General features: G+C 65.5%; 19 protein-coding genes and 1 riboswitch. Of the genes, 6 read left to right on the top strand and 13 right to left on the bottom strand.

Going from position 1 to position 17,513, the window contains the following annotated elements:
* Positions 1-56: 56 nt before the first annotated feature.
* A complete protein-coding gene (locus G6N61_RS14070; protein WP_170314467.1) occupies positions 57-215 on the bottom strand; it encodes a DUF6307 family protein in 159 nt (52 codons plus the stop codon).
* A gap of 272 nt (positions 216-487) precedes the next feature.
* Between G6N61_RS14070 and G6N61_RS14075 the strand changes: the two genes are divergently transcribed.
* The 4 genes from G6N61_RS14075 (at position 488) to G6N61_RS14090 (ending at position 4,218) form a co-directional block, all read left to right on the top strand.
* Complete coding sequence (locus G6N61_RS14075) at positions 488-700, top strand: hypothetical protein (RefSeq protein ID WP_163919086.1); 213 nt, start codon at positions 488-490, stop codon at positions 698-700.
* The gene (locus G6N61_RS14080; RefSeq protein ID WP_235887533.1) at positions 697-2,154 is read left to right on the top strand and encodes an aldehyde dehydrogenase family protein; all 1,458 of its coding nucleotides are present in this window, start codon (positions 697-699) and stop codon (positions 2,152-2,154) included. The genes G6N61_RS14075 and G6N61_RS14080 overlap by 4 nt, the downstream gene beginning before the upstream one ends.
* A 135-nt stretch (positions 2,155-2,289) precedes the next feature.
* Entirely contained in the window at positions 2,290-3,234 is a 945-nt protein-coding gene (locus G6N61_RS14085; RefSeq protein ID WP_163919087.1) for a cyclopropane mycolic acid synthase family methyltransferase, read from the top strand.
* A gap of 87 nt (positions 3,235-3,321) precedes the next feature.
* A complete protein-coding gene (locus tag G6N61_RS14090) occupies positions 3,322-4,218 on the top strand; it encodes a cyclopropane mycolic acid synthase family methyltransferase (RefSeq protein WP_163919088.1) in 897 nt (298 codons plus the stop codon).
* A gap of 9 nt (positions 4,219-4,227) precedes the next feature.
* On the opposite strand, the gene G6N61_RS14095 is transcribed toward G6N61_RS14090, so the two are convergent.
* The 3 genes from G6N61_RS14095 to G6N61_RS14105 all read right to left on the bottom strand — a co-directional run bounded on the left by G6N61_RS14095 (position 4,228) and on the right by G6N61_RS14105 (position 8,337).
* Entirely contained in the window at positions 4,228-5,859 is a 1,632-nt protein-coding gene (locus G6N61_RS14095; protein ID WP_163919089.1) for an alpha/beta fold hydrolase, read from the bottom strand.
* A 230-nt stretch (positions 5,860-6,089) separates the two neighbouring features.
* The gene (locus G6N61_RS14100; protein ID WP_163919090.1) at positions 6,090-7,724 is read right to left on the bottom strand and encodes an RCC1 domain-containing protein; all 1,635 of its coding nucleotides are present in this window, start codon (positions 7,722-7,724) and stop codon (positions 6,090-6,092) included.
* A 121-nt stretch (positions 7,725-7,845) separates the two neighbouring features.
* A complete protein-coding gene (locus G6N61_RS14105; RefSeq protein WP_235887636.1) occupies positions 7,846-8,337 on the bottom strand; it encodes a DUF1345 domain-containing protein in 492 nt (163 codons plus the stop codon).
* A 303-nt stretch (positions 8,338-8,640) separates the two neighbouring features.
* Between G6N61_RS14105 and G6N61_RS14110 the strand changes: the two genes are divergently transcribed.
* Positions 8,641-9,609 (top strand): hypothetical protein, encoded by a 969-nt coding sequence (locus G6N61_RS14110; protein ID WP_163919091.1) that lies wholly within the window; start codon positions 8,641-8,643, stop codon positions 9,607-9,609.
* A gap of 5 nt (positions 9,610-9,614) precedes the next feature.
* Here the strand turns inward: G6N61_RS14110 and G6N61_RS14115 are convergent, their stop codons facing one another.
* From G6N61_RS14115 to G6N61_RS14125, 3 genes are all read right to left on the bottom strand, one after another.
* The gene (locus G6N61_RS14115) at positions 9,615-10,499 is read right to left on the bottom strand and encodes a hypothetical protein (protein WP_163919092.1); all 885 of its coding nucleotides are present in this window, start codon (positions 10,497-10,499) and stop codon (positions 9,615-9,617) included.
* 75 nt (positions 10,500-10,574) lie between these two features.
* Positions 10,575-11,321, bottom strand: coding sequence for a 3-oxoacyl-ACP reductase family protein (locus tag G6N61_RS14120; RefSeq protein WP_163919093.1), 747 nt, complete (start codon positions 11,319-11,321; stop codon positions 10,575-10,577).
* A 48-nt stretch (positions 11,322-11,369) separates the two neighbouring features.
* The gene (locus tag G6N61_RS14125) at positions 11,370-12,116 is read right to left on the bottom strand and encodes a 3-oxoacyl-ACP reductase family protein (protein ID WP_163919094.1); all 747 of its coding nucleotides are present in this window, start codon (positions 12,114-12,116) and stop codon (positions 11,370-11,372) included.
* Positions 12,117-12,231: 115 nt separating this feature from the next.
* Here G6N61_RS14125 and G6N61_RS14130 point away from each other — a divergent pair, with 115 nt between their 5' ends.
* Complete coding sequence (locus tag G6N61_RS14130; RefSeq protein WP_163919095.1) at positions 12,232-12,777, top strand: TetR/AcrR family transcriptional regulator; 546 nt, start codon at positions 12,232-12,234, stop codon at positions 12,775-12,777.
* 48 nt (positions 12,778-12,825) lie between these two features.
* Here the strand turns inward: G6N61_RS14130 and G6N61_RS14135 are convergent, their stop codons facing one another.
* The 6 genes from G6N61_RS14135 to G6N61_RS14160 all read right to left on the bottom strand — a co-directional run bounded on the left by G6N61_RS14135 (position 12,826) and on the right by G6N61_RS14160 (position 17,472).
* On the bottom strand, positions 12,826-13,209 hold the full coding sequence (locus G6N61_RS14135) for a type II toxin-antitoxin system VapC family toxin (protein WP_163919096.1): 384 nt from the start codon (positions 13,207-13,209) through the stop codon (positions 12,826-12,828).
* Positions 13,206-13,421 carry an antitoxin gene (locus G6N61_RS14140; RefSeq protein WP_163919097.1) on the bottom strand — a complete coding sequence of 72 codons (216 nt, stop codon included), beginning with the start codon at positions 13,419-13,421 and terminating at the stop codon, positions 13,206-13,208. The genes G6N61_RS14135 and G6N61_RS14140 overlap by 4 nt, the downstream gene beginning before the upstream one ends.
* 63 nt (positions 13,422-13,484) lie before the next feature.
* A complete protein-coding gene (locus G6N61_RS14145; protein WP_163919098.1) occupies positions 13,485-14,660 on the bottom strand; it encodes a hypothetical protein in 1,176 nt (391 codons plus the stop codon).
* 45 nt (positions 14,661-14,705) lie between these two features.
* Positions 14,706-15,218 (bottom strand): hypothetical protein, encoded by a 513-nt coding sequence (locus tag G6N61_RS14150; RefSeq protein WP_179973624.1) that lies wholly within the window; start codon positions 15,216-15,218, stop codon positions 14,706-14,708.
* Positions 15,175-15,286, bottom strand: a riboswitch (SAM riboswitch). Its footprint overlaps the gene before it by 44 nt.
* Positions 15,287-15,386: 100 nt before the next feature.
* The gene (locus G6N61_RS14155; protein WP_163919099.1) at positions 15,387-17,042 is read right to left on the bottom strand and encodes an ATP-binding domain-containing protein; all 1,656 of its coding nucleotides are present in this window, start codon (positions 17,040-17,042) and stop codon (positions 15,387-15,389) included.
* Positions 17,043-17,172: 130 nt separating this feature from the next.
* On the bottom strand, positions 17,173-17,472 hold the full coding sequence (locus G6N61_RS14160) for a hypothetical protein (RefSeq protein WP_235887534.1): 300 nt from the start codon (positions 17,470-17,472) through the stop codon (positions 17,173-17,175).
* Between the last annotated feature and the right edge of the window lie 41 nt (positions 17,473-17,513).

Raw genomic sequence — 17,513 nt, forward strand, 5'->3', positions numbered from 1 at the left:
GAATGGTCTTGGAGTGATTGGTGCCTTCGCCGGAAAGCGTCACCCAGATGGTGTGGTTAGCGCATCCGCTCGGGGATCGAGTCCAGCGCGTGCAGGACGTGCACGGCCAGTTCCTTCGCAGCGTCGTCCGTGAGCTTGGAGCGGCTCGTGATGGTGTCCTGCACCAGTTGGACGCGGCGGTCATAAGGCGTGCGGACGAGTTCGGACGTGGTCATCTGGAATCCTCAATGTCGAGCATGTCTGCTCGGAACCGAGCTACTCGATGGTCATGAGCCTACCCCGACATCGCCCTGATTCGGTCTTCTCGCTCTGAGCGAGCGAAACCAATTGCCTGCGAACGCTTGTCGATGACCAGTCGAGATGGGCACATTGGCGTCGCAACCCGAGTCCCGCAACGGCAGGAAGCGGCTGACTCGAGTCCCGTTTCAGCCGCCAGCGCTCGGGTAGCCGATCGTTCGCAGAAACGAACGACACGGAAGAGGAAGCGATGCGCGCATCGGTACTGAAGGCTGCAGGGCTGCTGCCTACGGTCCAGGACTTCGACGATCCCGACGGCGACGTGGTGCGGGTGCGATCAGCCGGTTGCCACCGCGTCGACCTGGCTCTGGCGTCCGGAGAAATGGGACAACCCGACGTCCAGCAGGCGTGGCGCGCCCAGGCCAACGAACCCCACGTGAAGATCGGAGTCGCAGTCTCGTGAGCAGCTACCCGGAATTCGAGACGATGCCGATCGGCAGGACGTGGCGGGCCGGCGCTGCGGGCAAGACTCGCGAGACCACCGACCCTTACAGCGGGGCCACACTGGCGGAGATACCGCAGGCCAACGAGGCCGACCTCGACGAGGCCTATCACGTTGCCGTTGCTGCGCAACGCGATTGGGCGGAGGCGCCGCCATTGGAGCGCGCCAACGTCATGCGTGCCGCCGCCGACGTCATGAGTCGGCGCAAGGACGAGATCACGAACTGGCTCGTTCGCGAAACCGGCGGCACTCTCGCGAAGGCCGAACTCGAGTGGAGCCTGGTGCGCTCGGTGATGTGGGAGGCGGCGTCGATGCCACACCACGTCGAGGGCCGCATCATGCCGTCCGACATCCCTGGCAAGGAGAGCCGCGTCTACCGCGAGCCCGTCGGCGTCGTCGCCGTAATCTCGCCGTGGAACTTCCCGATGCAGCTGTCGAACCGGTCCGTCGCTCCCGCCCTCGCGGTCGGCAACGCCGTCGTTCTCAAGCCGGCTGGGGACACCCCCGTCACCGGCGGCTTGCTGCTGGCCCGCATCTTCAAGGAGGCGGGCCTGCCGCCCGGCCTGCTCTCGGTGGTGGTGGGCTCCGGTTCCGACATCGGCGACGCAATCGTGCAGCATCCCGTGCCCCGGGTCGTGTCGTTCACGGGTTCGACACCGGTCGGCAAGGGCATCGCGGAGAAGGCCGGACTGAAGCGCCTGGCACTGGAACTCGGAGGCAATGGGCCGCTCGTAGTGCTCGACGACGCCGACCTGGACCTCGCGGTGAGGGCCGCGGTGTTCGGCTCGTTCTTCCACCAGGGCCAGATCTGCATGATCGCCAACCGGATCATCGTCGACGCCAGCGTGCACGACGAATTCACCGGCCGATTCGTCGAACGGGTGAGGTCCCTGCAGGTGGGCGACCCCAGCGATCCGGCGACACACCTGGGGCCGGTCATCAACTCTTCGCAGCTCGAGGGCATCCAGGACAAGCTTGCGCGGGCGCGGGACGCCGGGGCGGAACAGCTCATCGGCGGTGATCCCTTCGGTCCGACCGGGCTGTGCCTGCCGCCGCACGTCCTGACCGCCACGAACGACGTCGCGACGGCTCGCGAAGAGGTATTCGGACCCGTGATGACCGTGATCTCCGCCGACGGCGACGAGGACGCGTTGCGGATTGCCAACGACACCGAGTACGGCTTGTCGTCGGCGGTGTTCAGCCGGGACGTCGAGCGCGCAGTTCGCTTCGGCCGCCGCATCGAGGCGGGGATGACCCACGTCAACGATTCGCCGGTGAATGACGACTCGAACACGGCGTTTGGCGGCGAGAAGGGTTCTGGCGTCGGACGTTTCGGTGGCCAATGGGCCATCGACGAGTTCACCACCGACCACTGGGTATCGGTCCAGCACACGCCGCGGGACTACGCGATCTGAGCTGTTTGCTGAGGTCGGGCGCCTGCGGGTCGCGCTTCAACGGCGAGGCACGAAGGGGTAGGGTTCGAAACGCTGGGCCGGCGAAGAAACGGCTGGTTGGCAGGACCGCGACGCTCTACAGCCACAGGTGGATGAATGACCTCTTCGAGTGAAACCAAGGATTCGGCACAGACACCGCACAAGGCGGAGTCAGCCTGGTTGTCCAAGTCCGCGAGCCAAACGCGCGGGTCGGACAAGAAGGAAGTCCAGTTCCACTACGACATCTCCAACGAGTTCTTCAAGCTCTGGCAGGACCCGAACCAGGTCTACAGCTGCGCCTACTTCGAGAAGGACGACTACACCCTCGAGCAGGCGCAGATGGCGAAGATCGACCTCTCGCTGGGCAAGCTGGGCCTCGAGCCCGGCATGACGCTGCTGGACATCGGCTGCGGCTGGGGGGCCACGATCAACCGCGCCGTCGAGAAGTACGACGTCAACGTCATCGGACTGACCCTGTCGGAGAACCAGAAGCGCCACATCGAGGAGCACTGGCTCGCCAATTACAAGGGCAACCGGACCATGGACGTCAGGCTGCAGCCGTGGGAGGACTTCGACGGCAAGGTCGACAGGATCGTGTCGATCGGCGCGTTCGAGCACTTCGGCTTCAACAAGTACGACGACTACTTCAAGAAGACCTATGACTGGCTGCCCGACGACGGCGTGCAGATGCTGCACACGATCATCATCCCGGAGGATGAGGAGATCAAGGCCAAGGGTCTGCCGCTGACGATGTCGCGGGTGCGCTTCATCAAGTTCATCATGGATTACATCTACCCCGGCGGCCGCTTGCCGCTGGCGTCGATGGTCAGGGAGCACGCGGTCAAGGCCGGTTACACGGTCACCCGCGAGCAGCACCTGCAGCCGCACTACGTCAAGACCCTCGACACCTGGGCGAACAACCTCAAGGCCAACAAGGACGAGGCCATCGCGATCACCGACGAGGAGATCTACGAGCGGTTCGTCAAGTACCTCGAGGGCTGCGCGGATCTGTTCCGCGAGGGCTACACCGACGTCGCACAGTTCACGCTCGAGAAGGCGTAACCAACCCGGACGTCATATCTTTCACGCATACGTGGGACACGCAAGAGACGAAGAGTCCGAAGCAGTCGGATGGAAGTTGGTCGGGGCATGGTTGAAAGCACGGTGAAGCCACCGCAGTCACGCAAGGAGATGGAGCCGCACTTCGAAGAGGTGCAAGCTCACTACGACCTCTCCGATGACTTCTTCGGGCTGTTCCAGGATCCCTCGCGGACCTACAGCTGCGCGTACTTCGAACGCGACGACATGTCACTCGAAGAAGCGCAGATGGCCAAGATCGATCTGGCGCTGGGCAAGCTGAACCTCGAGCCGGGCATGACGCTGCTCGACATCGGGTGCGGCTGGGGTTCGGTCATGCAGCGTGCCATCGAGAAGTACGACGTCAACGTGATCGGCCTGACGTTGAGCAAGAACCAGTGCAAGTTCGCGCAGGAACTCCTGGATGGCATCGACAGCGAGCGTTCCCGGCGGGTGCTGCTGATGGGCTGGGAGCAGTTCGACGAGCCCGTCGACCGCATCATCAGCCTGGAGGCGATCGAGGCGTTCCCGCAGGAGCGCTACGCCCCGTTCTTTCAGTTCTGCAGCAGTGTCCTGCCGTCCGACGGCCGCATGCTCATCCAGGCGATCCTCGGCCATCCCCTGAAGCGTTGGCCAGAGATGGGCATCCCGATCGTGATGACCGACCTGCGGTTCATGCGGTTCATCGCCAAGGAGATCTTCCCCGGCGGGTCGGTGCCGTGCGACGAGGACATCATCTCGCTGTCGGCCGACGCGGGCTTCTCGCTGGAGGAGAAGCAGCTGCTCGACGAGCACTACGTGAAGACGCTCGACATCTGGGCCGAGGCACTGGAGGCCCACCACGACGAAGCGGTTGCCGCGACGTCGCAGGAGGTCTACGAGCGGTACATGAAGTACCTGACCGGGTGCAGCGACTTCTTCAAGCGTGGAATCAGCGAGTTGGGGCAGTTCACGCTGGTCAAGCGGTAGGTCGGCCGTTCATACGGCCATCTGCGCCAGCGGTGCCAGCAGCGGATTGGCAGCCGGGTTCGCTTCGAGCGCGTCCAGCACGTAGGACCACACCGCGGGATTGACGAGCACGCTCAGGTGGCCGCCCATGAACCCGGGGTGCTGATCCTGAATGACGATGTTCGTGACGTTCGGACCGTCGAGGAACTGCTGCGTGTACGGCGTCAGCACCTCGTCGTAGGTCGACACGATGGTGGTGTAGAGAACGCCGGGCCTGGTGTCCCCGTTGCCGTAGACGATCTGCTGGAACGGCGACGTGATGCTTTGCTGCTCGAGGGAAGGCAGCGTCGCGCTCAGGAGCCCGGTGAGCAGCGGCCCGAGGACGGGCAGCGTCAAGGCGTATGCCGCGTAGTTGACGTCGGTCCCGTGGTTACTCGGGGCGATGCCGATCAGCTGCGACACCTTGTCAGCGCCGCCCATCACGTTCATGTAGTACGCCGGCAGAATCCCGCCGCCTTGCGAATGGCCGACCAGGATGACCTTCGAGGCGCCCGTCTCGGCGAGTACGGCGTCGATCTGCGCGGACAGCTGTTGGGCCGACTGGGCGACGTCGGCGACGCCTCCGAACGGGAAGCCCGGGATGGTCGTCGAGGCACCGTAGGCAAAGGAGTACACCTTGTAGCCGGCGTTGGCGAGCACGGGCGCCCCGACGCTCCAGTTGTAGGCCTGGGTCTCCGTGGTGCCGTTGACGAGGATGATCGGCAGCGGGTGGGCGGGGGTGACGGTGATGGCCGGATCGTTGGCGCCCGGTGGGATGGCGTAGGGGTTGAGCCATGCCAGCGGGTTGAACACCCCGTAGTTCACTGGGAACGGCCCTGCCGACGCGGTCGGTGGCGTGCCGGTGACCTGCCTGCTGATGTCGGCCGCGAAGTTGGCGACGGTCAGCGCGGCGTAGTGCGGCCCGCCGCCCAAGAAGTTCGGGCCGAGCGTCTGCGCGACCTGATAGGCGACGGCGCTGACCAGTGAGGCGCTGAACGCCGCAGCGTCGACCGTCAGCCCGGTGAGCTGCCGCATTAACTGCGGGAGGTTCGGGAGCGGCGGGAGTGCGGCAACCGTCGTTAGTGGCGCGGCCGCGGCTGAACGGTATGGGGTTGAATGCGCAAGCGCCGGCGCGCGCACGTCGGCGTCGCCTTCCTGGCGACCCGTGGGCACGATCACGGGCGTCAGCGGCTCCGGGTCCTTGGGGGTCGCAGGGTCCGATTTCGGTTCTGCGACAGGTGTTTCGGCAGCGCTTGGTTCGGGTTTGGCGTCGGGGGTGTTTTCGTCGTCGATCGACTGCGCCGGGGTGGCCGGCGTTGCGTCCAGACGGTCGACGGTCGGGGTCTGATTCGCAAGGATCCGGCCATTGCCGGTGCCTGCGTCGTCGTCGTTCTGCGAGGCGCTCGACGTCGCGCTGGTATCGGTCTTCGTATTACCGCCTGACGGCAGGTCCGCCACGGTGGTTTGGTTCGGTTCCGCACTCGGTCCGGTGGCCGTGGACGCATCTGATTGCTCACTGGACTCGGTGCTTCGGTCCGACGCCGGGGAAGCGCCTTCGTCGGCGTGAGCGATGCCGACGCCGACGCCGACGCCGACGATCATCGCGGCTGCTGCGGACCCCAACAACACTCCGACGTATTCGACGGGGCGACTCCGAATCGTCGATGGATCGGCCGACACAGTCCGCAATGGCGGCGCTTCTCGCACGCGACAACCTTCTCGTTTCGATCTCGCCGATGCACCGCACCGGCCTCCGGCCGAAGGATGACATGTTCGCCGTCGCCACACGCTCGCTTTGACCTGAAGTCAGTTACCGGGTCGTCCGACACGGCACAGCACGGCAATTGTGGACGTCACTCCTTGTTCTCGTCCTGACCAATGGCGAGGGAGTGCACGTAGCCACCCGAGTAGGCCGTGACGTTCTTCAGTTGCACGACACGGCCGGGTGGTTGCGGCGGGCCCGTTTGCACGCCCCGTCCGAGTTGGCCGACCGAGTTGCTTCCCCAGCCCCACAGCGTCTTGTCCCGTCGCAGCACTAGGCAGTGAAAACTGCCTGCAGACAGACTGATTGCGTCGTCTATTCGAGCGATCCGATATGCGGACGGATCCTCGAGTATGTGGCTGTGGCCGGGGCCAAGTTGGTCGAACCAGTTGCCGCCCCAGGCGAATACGCGGCCGGAGGAATCAACGGCGTAACTTGTGCCGAAACCGCCGCCCGCGGACACGATGCCGTCACCACTGAACTCGCCGATCGGCCCCGGTTGAAGGGGCACCTTGCTGTCCATCATCGCCAGCGTGCCGGTGCCCAAGCACCCACTGCTGTTCCAGCCCCACAACCACAGTTGGCCGGTTCCACGTTCAATAGCGAGCGTGTGGTCATCGCCGCAGGCGATCGACGCGATAGGAGCGTTGAAGACATGCGGTATCGGCACTGCGAGCTTTTGGTTGTCGTACGAGCCGATGCCGAGCTGGCCGTGATAGTTCCCTCCCCATCCCCACAAACGTCCGTCATGAGTGAGTGCGATGCTGTGGCCCCAACCGGCCGCCACGGACACTGCGCCGGTCAGACCGCGGACGCGAACCGGGGTCTCTTGGTCTTGCCCGGAGTTGTCACCCAACTGCCCGTACCTATTGTCGCCCCACGCCCATACCCGGGTGTCGCTCGTGATGGCCAGATTGTGTTCGTACCCCGCTGCAATGGCCGTAACTTGACTGAGTCCGGGAACTTGCACGGGTACGTCGCTCCCTCCCGGAAAGGGACCCTTGTTCTCGCGCGGTCCCCAAGTCCACACGGTGCCGTCGGCCTTCAGGCCGATACTGTGGCGGGATGCGGCGACGGCAATGAACTCCTCGAAGTCAGCGGGGTGTACCGGCCGATCGTGTTCGGGTGCACCACTTCCGTCGCCCACTTGACCGCGGCCGTTCCCACCGAACCCCCACAGCTCGGTGTCGACGAGTGGATCGGTCTTGTCGCAGCCTCCAAAGGTTTGAACGAAGATCGCCCCGTCTGCGTCCGGGGGTGCGCTGGACACCGCAGTGCCGCGGATGATCCCGACGCCGGTCTCTCGGTACTGGGGGTCAAGCAGTGTCTTACGGTGCCCAGGACTGCTCATCCACCACTCGACCGCAGCTGCGGGTGAGGTGTCGCCCGCATAGGCCTGACCTCCGGTATACCAAGAGGTGTAACCGTTTTCGCTCCTCGGCACCCCATCGGGATTCAGTGGGCAGTATCCCGCCTCCCTGATCCGCTCCTGCTCGTTCTTCCCTGTCACCGGATTGGTGTGTATTACGGATCCGCCGCCGTCCCACCACTTGATCGCCGCTGCGGCGGTGGCGTGTTCGCGGGCGGCGGTACGGAGCGCCAGGTTCAAGGTCAAAGGCGGGACGCCTTCGTCGGCGCGACGCTCGTTGATGAGACAGAGTACTGCAGCCTCGGCTTGAGACTGCGACAGCAAAACGGCGGGCACATCGGCGTTCTCGCAGGCCATAGCCGAATATATCGCCAATTATTGACGATGTCGATGAATCGTTTTGTCGCTGCAACCGAGTATTTGCCAAGGAAATCTTGCCCGCCGTCGTCATTCTGCGACTCGTCGTTTTCAGACCCGCCTACGCTCCCGACGCAATCAGGTTGACCACGGTGGCCACGATCACCGAGCCGAACACGTACGACAACAGGCCGTGCTTGATGGCGGTGGCCCGCATCCTCGACGACGTCAGGTTCGTGTCCGAGATCGCGAAGCTCATGCCGACGGTGTAGGCGACGTAGGCGAAGTCGCTATAGCGGGGCAGTTCGTCGGTGTTGAAATCGATTCCACCGACGGGCTTTTCTTGAAAGTAGGCCTTGGCGTAGGTGAGCGCATACAGCGTGTGTACGGCGAGCCAGGAGATGACGACACTGGCCACGGCCACGGCAGGCGCGATGACTCCCAAGTCGTCCGGTCGCGCCTTCGTCAGCAGCAGTCCGACGCCGACGAGGCTGGCCAGCGCTCCGGAGAGGATCAGCGCGAACACCGTCTGACGCCCCGGCTCCTCGTGCTCGGCGTGCAAGGCGGTCTGCGCTGCGTCGAACGGCCAGACCACCGCCCACGTCCACACCATGTACGTCACCGCGAGCACGTCCCACCCGATGAGCCAGGGAGAACCAGCGCAGGCCCATCGAGGCCGCGACGCCCGTGGCCGCGAGCCCGACGAGCGCACTACCCGTCATGCGCGCGACCGGGCTGTGCATCCGGTGCCTGGGATCCATGCGCAGAGTCAATCAGGTCTGCGCACTAGGTGGGCGCAAGTCACTGGAGCCCCAGGTGTCACCAGAACGAAGCGCGGGGCCGTTCACGAAGTGTCACCTCGAGTACCAGGGTCGCGCCGCGCCAGGTTGTCGGTGCCCCCTCGTACCGTTTCTCCATGGCGAGGGGGAACTCCGATTCCGGCAGCGGATTCGCTGCGGTATTCCTGCTGATGCTGGTGATCGGGTTCATCGTCACCTACATCTGGTGGATCGTTGGCGCGGCGGCCGTGGTCGGGCTGTTCTTCGTCGGCCGAGCCCTCGTCCGGCAGGCCGACGAGCGCAGGGAGTTGGCCGCCGCGCGTGAAGAAGAACTCAAGCTGCGGGCCGACCGTCACATGCGGTGGACGATCGCCGGGGACAGCCGCGCCGTGTACGGGCCCGAGGGCGCCTCTGCCACCGACGCGCTGTCGCCACCTCCAGCCTTGCCGGGGTCGGACGAGGACGTAGACGACGATTCCGTCGCGGTCGCGACGATGGCCACGACCGCCGATGGACTCGCAACGCTGGTGAGGGAGAAGCCGCCGGGGTGGACGTGGGCGCTGTTCGCGTCGGTCTTGGTTGAGCGGCGCAACAACGTGCTGCCGCGCCTACGAGATAGCGAGCTGGGGTTCAGCCCATCAGTCGGAGTCCCCGTGTACTCGGGGACAGAACTGGCCAGAATCCTCTTCGGGTTCGTCGACGAGATGCTGTCGACAGCCCGGCAGATCGACGACTTCATGGCCGCACCTGCATTCATGGCGACGCTGAATCCCGGCGATGAGCACGGCGGGGACGCCGAGGCCATCGAGCACGTCGCCAACCGGTTGATGGACTACCACGACCGGCTACTCGAGTTGTCGGAACGCTGCCGACGCGTCACTCCGTCTTCCTATTACGGCGACGTCGTCGCGGAGTGCGCGCGGGTTATCAACCGCCTGTTGCAGGGCTACCGCGACTTCATCGCGGAGCTGGTCGACGTGGTCGAGGCGCTGCCGAAGTTCCTGCGGCATGCAGACGGTGACATCCATCTGGGTTCACTCGCACTGGATCTCGACATCAAGGGCGTATCCCATCTGACGAAGCGGTTGGACGCGATCAGTCGGTAGCGCAGTCACCACTGGTACCCACAGTCGGTGCACGTCCATTTGCCTCCGTCGTTCACACACCCCCGCCAGTCGATCCAGGGCGAGGTGTCCCAGTAGACGTCCGGGTTGACCGGCATCCCGAACTGCGCCACCTGGACCCGTCGTCCGCCGCACTTCCGACACTCCGGGTGCTGTGAGAAGCGGAAGTCGAGCAAGTTGGTGTACCCCGCCGCCTCCATTCGGGCACAACACCTTCGGCATACGACGCCCGGCCAGTCGGCGGGTAGCCGCGGGAGCCAACAACGGTCCGGGATTCCCTGCTCTTTATAACTGGGGAATGGTTCCTCCTTGATGAGCACCTCGGGCGCATCCCGTAGCGGCTGATCGACTGTGTGGATGCGAAACGCCTCCGTCGCGTCTTCTCCTGTCAGGTCGAGCAACTCGCTGCACCCGCTGCAGCGCCCTCTGGAGCGCAGCAGAATCCGCGCCGCGGTCAGAGACGAGTGGCCGTATCGCATCGACTTGTCGCGTCGTCGATCGGCGCGCTTCAACGCCCGTTTGAGGCGAGTCGCGTCGTCCCCGTAGAGCACCCATGCGTCGCGCGGGTCGGCGCCCGTGTCGAACCGAGTCAGCATCACCAATGAATCGATGTCGACGAGGCCCGAGCCCGTCAGTCCCGGCTTGGCCACAGCGCGGTCCCGCCGCCCATCCGCCCCGATCCGCGCCACCGTCGTCATGACGGTGCGTGGTTCGGTGTGCAGGACGATGGCGACGGGATCGCCCTCGTGTGCCTCACCAAAGCCGTATCGCCATGGGCGACAGGGCGAGCGCGAGTCCAGTAGCGCGACGATCGACTCGCGCCAATCGGGCCCTTCGACGATGTGGATGCGTTTCGTGGCTGGTTGCTTCACTCACCCATTGTTCCAGCCGAGTGTGACATTTGAGGACGGCGGATGTTTGCTGATGACGCCGTCAGCCGGACGATGTCAGACGGTGAAACCGCCGTCGACGTTGAGGTTGGCGCCGGTGATGTAGCCGGACTCCGGGCCGGCCAGGAAGCTCACCAGTGCGGAGATGTCGCTGGTGCGCCCGTAGCGACCCAGCGGCGTGATCGCCTTCAGGCTCTCAGCGAAATCACCTTCGTCGGGATTCATGTCCGTGTCGATCGGGCCCGGCTGCACGTTGTTGACGGTGATACCGCGCGGGCCGAGCTCGCGGGCGAGGCCACGGGTGAACGACGAGACCGCACCCTTCGTCATCGCGTAGACCGAGACCCCGGGCCCGGGAACCCTGTCGGCGTTCACGCTGCCGATGTTGATGATCCGTCCACCATCACCCAGGTGTGCAGACGCGCTGCGGGCCGCCCAGAAGACACCGCCGATGTTGATCGCCAGTATGCGGTCGAACTGCTCGGCAGTGAACTCGTCGATCGGGGCGAGAGTGGCGATCGCCGCGTTGTTGACGAGGACGTCCAAGCCCCCGAGCTCGGCGACGGCCCGGTCCACCGCGGCGGCGGTCTGAGCCGCGTCGGCGGCGTCGGCCTGGATGGCCACGACCGTCGCTCCGTTTGCGCTCAGTTCGGCGACGAGCTTCTCGGCGTACGTCGCCGAGGAGGAGTAGGTGAAGGCCACCGCGGCGCCGTCCGCGGTCAGTCGGCGGACGATCTCCGCGCCGATGCCGCGCGATCCTCCGGTGACCAGTGCTCGCCGTCCAGCCAAATTGGTAGTGCTCATGTTCGTTGTCTCCCTGTGTAGTTCGATGCGATGACTTGGGTGCTGCGATTAGACGGTGAAGCCGCCGTCGACGTTGAGGTTGACGCCGGTGATGTATCCGGACTCTGGGCCGGCCAGGAAGGCCACGAAGGACGCAACATCGGTGGTGTGTCCGTAGCGGCCCTGAGCGGTGACGAGCTTGAGGCTTTCGGCGAAGTCGCCTGCGTCGGGGTTGGCGTCCGTGTCGATCGGGCCCGGCTGCACATTGTTGACCGTGATGCCCTGCGGGCCGAGTTCGCGGGCGAGCCCACGGGTGAACGAGGACACCGCGCCCTTCGTCATCGCGTACACCGACACCCCGGGTCCCGGTACGCGGTCGGCGTTGATGCTGCCGATGTTGATGACCCGCGCGCCCTCCCCGAGGTGCTTGATCGCGCTGCGGGTCGTCCAGAACATGCCGCCGATGTTGATGGCGACCAGACGGTCGAATTGCTCCCCCGGGAATTCGCCGATCGGCGCCATGTGGGCGACCGCGGCGTTGTTCACCACGATGTCCAGGCCGCCGAGTTCGGCGACGGCCCGATCGACTGCGTTCGCGGTCTGGGCGGGGTCGGCGGCGTCGGCCTGGATGGCCACCACCTTGGCGCCGTTGGCGGTGACGTCGGCGACGAGCTTTTCTGCGTCGGCGCCGGAGGCGGAGTAGGTGAATGCCACCGCGGCGCCCTCTGAGGTCAGGCGCCGGACGATCTCCGCCCCGATGCCGCGGGAACCGCCGGTGACGATTGCTCGACGTCCCGTCAGGGGTGCTGTGCTCACTGCGTGGCCTCCTCGTAATTACGAACCGGTTTGTTACTAAGTACGCTCAGGTCAAGCCTTGTCGCGCTAGATGCATTCCAGCTGTGACCGGCATCACATGAAAGGGCGGTCTGCGATGACGGTCGGACGGCCACGGGAATTCGACCCCGACGAGGTCGAGGACGCGGCGATGAAACTGTTCTGGGAACGCGGATTCGACGGGGTGTCGATCTCCGACGTCACCGCCGCCGCAGGCGTGAACCGTCGCAGCGTCTACGACGAGTTCGGATCAAAGGAGAACCTGTTCGAACGAGCGATGCGGCGTTACCTCGCCGGCCCCGGCGGCTATTTGCACGAGGCCCTGGCCCGACCCACCGCACGCGAGGTCTCCGAGGCGATGATGCATGGAGCGGCAGACACGGTCAGCGGCGAGATCCGCGGATGCCTGACCGTCGGAGAAGCCCCGGGTCTACCCGAGATGCGCGACGCGACCGTGCACCAACTCGCCGCGCGCTTCGAGGCTGCGCCCGAGCTAACGGGGGTCGACCCCCTGCTGCTAGCCCGCTGGGTCGCGGCCGTGTGTCAAGGCATCGCCATCCAGGCCCGCAGCGGTGCCAGCCGCGCTGATCTGCACGCCGTGGCGGACATGGCGCTCGTGGGGTGGCCGGGAGATGCAGGTTAGGTCAGCCGTCCGAGCCCCACTCGCCTCGGACGACCCGCGTCATGGACGTCAGCGAGGCACCACAGTTGTAGCGCAGCGTTTCCCGCTTGCGCCCGCTAGACGCGCGTCAGCCGTCACCAGCGCACAATCCAGGAACTCCGCCAGCGCAACGTAGATCGCATCGTATGCGGTCATCGAATCCCGTAACGTCCAGGCACGGGCGAGCAAGGGACCGGCCGCATAGCTTACGAGACCGATTCTCCCCCATACGCCGAGCACACGCTCGGCTTGGCTATTCGAGAGTTCAGACGCGAAGACTTGCCGCCGTAAAGCGCTCAAGACCTCGACGTCGATCAAGTGCGGAACATGCAGGGACTCGCTCGCCACGAGTCGACGAGCCTCGCCGTCGTTGAGCAACGCGGACACCGCCGCCGACGCATCGAGGACGATCACCGTCGGTCAGCATCGACGTTCGCGACGATGTCTTCGGGTGCGACGTTCAGATCCGGCAGGGTCGCCACCAGCGCCGCGTTGTCCGCCCGCCGCGTGGCCGCGTCGAGTTCACGGATGGCGGCGGCGTTCACCGACATTCCTCCTGCGCGGGCCAACCTCTCGAGTCGGTCGATGACGTCGTCAGGCACGTTTCGCAGGTAGAGGGTCCGCATGACTGAGATTCTACCCGTTTGCTTGCATAGTGCTTGCTAGGTGCAAGCATGCGGTTACCTGCCTCACGATGCTCGGCCGGGATAGGCTGGCCACGGCGGATTGTCATCGCCGTCCAGATACTCCATCGCCTCGTCGACGAGTCGCCGCCTGTAGTCACGGCTCATCTCGTCGATGGTCTTGATCGCGTCGTGAGTCAGGCCCTGCCGGACCCCGCTACGGGAGTGCGCGAATGGTACGTAAGCGCGCAGCATGGCCGGCGCATCCAGAGCGATCTCCAGCGGGACGTGTTCATCACGATAGGGGTTCCGCAAGATGTTCGAGATGCGAAAGCCGCTCCACCGCAGCGGGTCTCCGCAACCAGATTCGCACAGTTCTCGCAACATGTCCCGGTAGTCGTCGCTCGGGAACGGAGTGCCCGAGGGTGAGGCGAAGAATTCGTCGAGCAGCTCCGTGATCGCTTCGTCGTCCCAGTCCGGCTTCTCGTATGCAGTGCCACCCTCCGGGAGCCGAGCGACCATCCACTTCATGATGGGTGCGGCGTAGTGGCACTCTGGCGAACGACGCGCATACTTCTCGTACCTCAGTCCGTTCTCGAGCCAGGCACGGGCGTCGGCAGGGTCCATGTCCACGAATGTCGTCTCGGGATCGGATTTTTCGCGGGCCCGAACCAGCGCTTCCAAGGGACCCGTGAGCAGATAGAAGTCAACGACCACCGACTGGTGATTGTGATCGAGAACGGCGCAGAGGGTCAGTTCTGTCGCGTCAGTGAGCCGGAAACTCACCACCACCTCGTCGACGTCACCGAGGACGTCCGACCTACGCATCACTCGGCTCACTTCGACGGTGGAAAGGCGGGCGATCCACCTCGGTATGCGGTCATGCCGGGTCGAGACCTCCCGGCGGCACCAATCGCGGACAACGTCATCGTCGACGATCAGTTCGCCGAGGATCGCGAGCATAGCGGTCGTCTCGCGATACTTCCGAAGGACGAGAGAGTAGACGAAGGCCTGCAACGAGTACTCATCTCTTGACTCCTCTTTCGGACGCGAAGACGGCTCGGCCGTGGCCAAGCTGATCCAGAGACCGGCCAGGCCGATCAAGGCCGCCGGGGACTTGTTCATCGCCTCGCGGAGGGTGCGCACCAGGAGGGCGTCGTCGGCGACCGGTTGCCGTCCCCGTGCTCGTTTTGCGTTTCGCCGATCCTGTTTGGCGCTGCGGCGCCTACGTCCGTCGTTCATGGCTCGGACGCTACTCAGGGGCTGTGACAACGAAACGGATCTCAGTCAGAACGGCGAATCCTGATGCCCGAGTGCCACTTCCGCAGCCAACGCACGCCACCCGTCGATCTTCATGTACGAACCCTTGCGTTCCAGCCACCGGCAGCCCAGGCATGCCGAGTGCGCCACCCACAGCACCGACTCGAGGACGACCCCGGGATGACGCGTGGGCCAGAACTCTGGTTCGGCGCCGTGCACGGCCTCGTACTCGCGCCGCTTGTCCTCGCGCTCCTCCCACAACCTTCTCGCGACGTTCCGGCCGGTACTCATGATCTTGTAGCTGATCCACGGCGTCGTCCGCCGCGGCGGAAACAGCACGGCGTGGTACGGGCCCCAGGTCGCATCGTCACCGCGTCCTGGCGTCCACGAGTCGACGAGTTCTCTGATCCTCGGCGGCCCACCCGGTCCCCAGTACAAGGGCATCAGCTTGGCATCGTCGGTCATGGTCCGGTCCTCACGCCGGCCTCCGCTGCGGGAGGCGCTCTTGCCGGCGTCGGTCGACGTCGGCCGCTTCGTCATCCGAGCCACCCACGAGCGTGGGGTTGGCGCACCGTCAAGTCGGAGCTTGGCGACGGTGTCTCGTGAAGCTGTTTCGATGTTAGCGCGGCCCGCCGACGTCCGCGGACCGTTCTGCGGCGCCGGTCTTCGCTGGGGGCCGTCATCATTTGATGACAGCCCGTGCCGGAGTTACGGCGCGCTCACTCCCAGCCGTCGCGCCAGATCCGGGCCACCCACCTCGCGGATGAAGTCCGGGTCACCGCACACGACGAGTTGATCGCGAGCCCGCGACAGCCCGACGTACAGCCGTTCGCGGGAGCGCTCGAACTTGCTTCCCTCGTTGACCACGACCACGACCGCGCGGCGCTCTAGCCCCTTGAACCCCAGCACGTGCCCGTAGAACACCTGGTCGGTGTCCCAGAACGTGTCCCAGTAGGCCTTGTGCCCGTCCTTCTGCCGCTCCGCCTGTTCGGGATGCCGACTGCCGGTGGTCAGCAACGCGAGATCCTCGGGCCGCCAACCCTGTTCGAGGAGTAGCTCGATCTGATCGTCGCCCTCCCCCATGGCCTCGTCACGGTCACACGCGACGAACGTGACGGCCGGGCCCTCGCCGCCGAGGAAGCGCATCGGGTGGTCGACGAGCGGTTGAAACGCGTTCGCGATCTGGCGGGTGTTGCGCAGATTGTGGTCGAGGATGAGCGGGACCAACGGCACGGGCGGTGCGCCGTGGCGGTTGAAGACGCGCTGGCCCTCGTCGGTGAAGACGTAGAGACCGCCCTCGACGGGATCCTTGAGCGCGGCGAGCAGCGGATCCCACCATGCGTCGGCGAAGTCCTGCGCCTCGTCTACGACGATGGAGTCGAAGCGGTGGCCGACGGCGAGTCCCGCTGCCAGCTCCGCCATTTGGAGAGGGAGGTCGTGCTCCCAGAACTTGACGGTGTCCTCGGTGCGCAGGGCCTCGTCGGGTCCTGCGGGTGCGCCCCACTTCTTGCCGAGGTCGTGGAACTCGCCCACGTACGCCGGCTGATGGTTGCGCGGCCACGTGGCAGCGATGCGCTCGAGGTAGGACGCCAGACCATGGGAGTAACAGACCAGCGCGACGCGCTGGCCGCGCTGGGCAAGCCGGCGGGCCTGCTCCATCGCCAGGAAGGTCTTGCCGCTGCCGGCACCGCCGCGGACCTCGACGCGGTTGAGCAGTCGGATCGCGTCGAGGATGACGGCCTGGTGCTCGGTCAGCGCGTCGGCGGCGTCGTTGTTGGCCAGCGCGCGCGCGACGACGTCGCGTTGCGGTAAACCCCTGCCGCTCAATGCCGTTGCGAGTTGCTTCACGCCGTCTCGGGTCAGCAGCGGGCGGTCCTGCTCCTGCGTGACGAGGATCTCGCGAAGCCTGTCGACGAGATGCGGCAGATCGGTGCGGTCGATGACCTTCCAACGCGGGCAATCCGGCAGGTCGAAGTCGGCGGGCAGCTCGGTGTGGGGCAGCACCACGACGTGATCCCAGCGCTGCCGCTCCTGCGTCCAGCGCGGGTCCTTCTCGACGTAGTCCCGCAGCGCGTAGCAGGCCTCGCGGGCCTGGCGGACCGGATGGATCTTCTTGTCGCGGCCGCCGCGCTTCTGCCACCAGCGCTCGCCGTCGTGCCAAACGTCGCCGCCCTTGACCTCGAGGCAGACGATTCCCGCGCCCTCGATGCCGACGACGAAGTCGACCTCGTGGTCCTTGAGGTGGTCGGTGACGCGCTGACCCGGGACGAGCAGGTCATTGGGTTCGAGTTGGGCGACGAGCGTCTGCCAGGTGCTGCGCTCCGAACTGTTGAGACGCGGCGTCTCAGTGACGGTGATGGTCATGGCCAAACTCGGGTCCTCCCCCTTGCAAACAACCCCTCGGGGAGGTTAGCGCGAGGTACCGACGCGGCGGCGGACGTTGACGACTATCGCCGATGGAGGGTTCAGCGCAGGCCGATACCCAAAGGGAGGTCTACGCGCCGCTCTGCTGCAGGGCGAGGCACGTGCCGTAATGCTCCGGCGTGCAGGGGATGCCGCCTACGGACGGAAGCTCATTGGGTCGCTGCACGACACCGCCACCCGGTGTCGATCCCGGCGGGAGGAACGCAGGCGCGTTGGAGCCACTCTTGGCGCACACGCCTTCCCACCTGGTGGGTGACGTGCCGCTTGGGCACGTCTGGGCCGATGCGGACGACGCGAAGATCACCGGCGCGGACACCAGCGCCAGCGCACTCCCGAGAGCGAGCATTCCGTGCTTCATGGCGGTGGTCACCCGTCACACGGTACCTAGCCGGACTAGATAGGACGACGACG

Source organism: Mycolicibacterium arabiense, assembly GCF_010731815.2.
GTDB lineage: Bacteria > Actinomycetota > Actinomycetes > Mycobacteriales > Mycobacteriaceae > Mycobacterium > Mycobacterium arabiense.

Coding starts and splice junctions, on each gene's coding strand:
- G6N61_RS14085 (WP_163919087.1), top strand. CDS start 2,290: ATGACCTCTTCGAGTGAAACCAAGGATTCGGCACAGACACCGCACAAG.
- G6N61_RS14110 (WP_163919091.1), top strand. CDS start 8,641: ATGGCGAGGGGGAACTCCGATTCCGGCAGCGGATTCGCTGCGGTATTC.
- G6N61_RS14090 (WP_163919088.1), top strand. CDS start 3,322: ATGGTTGAAAGCACGGTGAAGCCACCGCAGTCACGCAAGGAGATGGAG.
- G6N61_RS14120 (WP_163919093.1), bottom strand. CDS start 11,321: ATGAGCACTACCAATTTGGCTGGACGGCGAGCACTGGTCACCGGAGGA.
- G6N61_RS14140 (WP_163919097.1), bottom strand. CDS start 13,421: ATGCGGACCCTCTACCTGCGAAACGTGCCTGACGACGTCATCGACCGA.
- G6N61_RS14130 (WP_163919095.1), top strand. CDS start 12,232: ATGACGGTCGGACGGCCACGGGAATTCGACCCCGACGAGGTCGAGGAC.
- G6N61_RS14075 (WP_163919086.1), top strand. CDS start 488: ATGCGCGCATCGGTACTGAAGGCTGCAGGGCTGCTGCCTACGGTCCAG.
- G6N61_RS14105 (WP_235887636.1), bottom strand. CDS start 8,337: ATGGTGTGGACGTGGGCGGTGGTCTGGCCGTTCGACGCAGCGCAGACC.
- G6N61_RS14070 (WP_170314467.1), bottom strand. CDS start 215: ATGACCACGTCCGAACTCGTCCGCACGCCTTATGACCGCCGCGTCCAA.
- G6N61_RS14150 (WP_179973624.1), bottom strand. CDS start 15,218: ATGACGAAGCGGCCGACGTCGACCGACGCCGGCAAGAGCGCCTCCCGC.
- G6N61_RS14145 (WP_163919098.1), bottom strand. CDS start 14,660: ATGAACGACGGACGTAGGCGCCGCAGCGCCAAACAGGATCGGCGAAAC.
- G6N61_RS14100 (WP_163919090.1), bottom strand. CDS start 7,724: ATGGCCTGCGAGAACGCCGATGTGCCCGCCGTTTTGCTGTCGCAGTCT.
- G6N61_RS14155 (WP_163919099.1), bottom strand. CDS start 17,042: ATGACCATCACCGTCACTGAGACGCCGCGTCTCAACAGTTCGGAGCGC.